The 2,496-nt window shown below is 38.3% G+C and carries 3 protein-coding genes and 1 pseudogene; 2 read left to right on the top strand and 2 right to left on the bottom strand.

Annotated features, from left to right (window positions below; translation table 11 throughout):
• Window positions 1-147 precede the first annotated feature (147 nt).
• Window positions 148-471 (bottom strand): helix-turn-helix domain-containing protein, encoded by a 324-nt coding sequence (locus ACFE93_RS34380; protein ID WP_375480572.1) that lies wholly within the window; start codon window positions 469-471, stop codon window positions 148-150.
• Between the two features lie 172 nt (window positions 472-643).
• On the opposite strand from ACFE93_RS34380, the pseudogene ACFE93_RS34375 reads away from it, so the two are divergent.
• Window positions 644-1,428: pseudogene (locus ACFE93_RS34375) on the top strand (ISLre2 family transposase); the annotation flags it as partial.
• A gap of 327 nt (window positions 1,429-1,755) precedes the next feature.
• Window positions 1,756-1,962, top strand: coding sequence for a hypothetical protein (locus tag ACFE93_RS34370; protein WP_375480570.1), 207 nt, complete (start codon window positions 1,756-1,758; stop codon window positions 1,960-1,962).
• Between the two features lie 299 nt (window positions 1,963-2,261).
• Here the strand turns inward: ACFE93_RS34370 and ACFE93_RS34365 are convergent, their stop codons facing one another.
• On the bottom strand, window positions 2,262-2,438 hold the full coding sequence (locus tag ACFE93_RS34365) for a hypothetical protein (RefSeq protein ID WP_375480568.1): 177 nt from the start codon (window positions 2,436-2,438) through the stop codon (window positions 2,262-2,264).
• Between the last annotated feature and the right edge of the window lie 58 nt (window positions 2,439-2,496).

The following is a 2,496-nucleotide window of genomic DNA, read 5'->3' as shown; positions in this document are numbered from 1 at the left end:
GGATGGTTTACCCACTGCTGTTACTATATTTCACCCAACTGAGAACCGCTATAAAAGTCTGTTGCGATTAATCGCCGCCACCTTTGTTTGCGGTGGTTCTATAGGCGGCAACCTTAATAACGTTCAAGGTAATAATAACAAAGTAGCTTAAGGAGATACAGTAGGGGACTTCCAAGGAATAAAATCACCAAATAAAAGAATGAGTGGAATTAGGGCAGGCAATCCTTGCGGTGTTTTGACTTCAAGTAATGCATTTATGCCGCTTTGTTTATACCGTTGCAACCAACGATACACTGTTGATTCATCTCTTCCTAGTCGCTGTGACAATTCTTGTCTTGTTACGATCGCTCCAGTCTTGATCCAGTAGAGCATCTGTAGTCTTTCTTTGGTTGTTGCTGTCACAGCATGACGCAATCTACGTTGTAGTTCTTCAAAGCTCTCACATACTTCGACTCGAAAGCTATTTCCCATACCCCTACACCCTGGTTTTACTTCTCTTAATTTAGTGCATCTTCATAGAGAATTAGTAGAAAGTATAAGAATCCTTTAATAGCAAGGGTTTCGGCGTTTTTTCATCTAGCCGATTTTTTCATCAAGATCCATGCCCAGCAAGGGTTTCAGAAATCCCGTGCGTTCGCCCTGGAGTAGAATTAGGATTAATAAAAAGGGAAGAAAAAATTCTCAAACAAAGCGACATGGATTTATTGGTCAATGGATTGAGCCAAAATTGTTAACAATTTATGTTGTTGACGGGCAAGGTAAAAAAGTGAATAACTCGGAAATCCCTATTACTAATGATGGTACTTATGATGAATACAAAGCGCTTTTACAGATTTGAGAAGCACATTTAGTTGATTGAGGAATTAGTCAGGCAAAGCAAGTCTTATTAATCGGGGATGGAGCGGAGTGGATCTGGATACATATTCCCCCACTTTTGACACGATTAGGATGTCCACTCGAAACTTATCAACTCTTCGATTTTTATCATGTTACGGAAAATTTAAAAGTATTTGCTCCCGCAGCAAATCAAGAAGAAGCAGAGTCTAAAAAATGGTTTATCAAAGCCAGAAAGACTTTGAAAAAGGGTAATGCTAAATTCTTAATCAAACACATGGATGAGTTAATTGCTGTAGCTACTGGAGAGCGGTGTAAGATTATGGTAGTTAAGCGAAATTATATTTTAGATGCTTATCGTAAAGGGCGTTTAAATTACGATAAAGCAATAAATAAAAAACTACCTATTGGCAGTGGTGCTCTTTGAGTTTAATCCGTCAAGTTGTCAATTTAAGAATCAAAGGAAACAGTAAATTTTGGTTGAAAGATAATCCAGAAATTATATTACATCTGCGTTGTCAATGGATAGCTGGAAGTTGGGATAATTTTTGTGGTTCTATCTTTAATTCCTTTATCAAACCCCAAACTGCTTGATAAATTTTATACTTTAATTCTATCTTTAATTGAGTTTTGATATAATTGATACTAAGTATGAAAGACTGATTGCAGATATTTTTATAAATAATCGTCAAATGACTTGCTAACAATCTTTTTGAGATATTTCATCAAGATATTTTTTGTGTAAAATAATTTATTTTATGTGAATAAAATTACTTACCACTGAGATTTGATTTTTAGCGTAGGCACAGCCCGCCGAAGGCATCGCACTTTTTTTGAGTCGTCTAACAAAATCGCATTGCTCCCGCTGCTCCTTTGGGCTTTAGCAGATTCGACAGTGACGCGCACGCTTGGAAGGGTCGCGTGGGTAAAGATGCACCAAAGCGCCGAGCTATTGGTGGTAATATCGAGGTCATCGGTACGCCACAGCAGGTAGTCGAGCAGTTTGTACATTTGAAAAAGGCTGGTGTTAACGGTCTGCAATTGAGCTTTTATGATTTTAAGGAAGACCTAGAATTTTTTGGCGATCGCATCCTACCTCTGATGAAACAGGCGGGTCTGAGGTTATAAATCCTTGTCAATGATGTGTGAGTGTGATGTAAAAGAACGTGAGTTAGAGGCTACTAAAAAATAAATGGCAGGCGGCAGTGCAGGCAAATTTTTTGAGTAAATGTCAATCGAGGGTTTACCCTGAGGGAAGTCGTTCGCGCAGCGTCTCCAAGAGTTGGGTTTTTTGGGCAAATAAGTGTAAGCAGCCAAACCAGCAAGTAAATTGACCTCTTTTTTACTTTCCTGTTTTGTTTAAGTCCCGTTATTCGTATCAATGAAAGTATGGAATGAACGAGTAAGCTTTTCCTATCTAACAGGACTTACGCAACTGGCACAGGCGATCGCGAAAATATAGTACATTTGTATGATATAAGTGACGCAACTGGCACAGGGCGATCGCTATTTGATAGTACATAAGTATTAACTAAATTTGATTCTGAAAGCTTTGGCAAAGCATAAGAAGTCGCTGTATTGGAACCAAAGCATGAAATATTCATGAGAAAATATAGCGGTTCTCAGTTGGGTGAAATATAGTAACAGCAGTGGGTAAACCAT

The organism is uncultured Nostoc sp. (assembly GCF_964247315.1).
In the GTDB taxonomy this organism is placed as follows: Bacteria; Cyanobacteriota; Cyanobacteriia; order Cyanobacteriales; family Nostocaceae; genus Nostoc.
This window is presented reverse-complemented; position numbering and strand designations above follow the sequence as displayed.

What these genes read in the sequence shown, in the direction of transcription:
- ACFE93_RS34380 (WP_375480572.1), bottom strand. Translation starts at nt 471, where the DNA reads ATGGGAAATAGCTTTCGAGTCGAAGTATGTGAGAGCTTTGAAGAACTA.
- ACFE93_RS34365 (WP_375480568.1), bottom strand. Translation starts at nt 2,438, where the DNA reads ATGAATATTTCATGCTTTGGTTCCAATACAGCGACTTCTTATGCTTTG.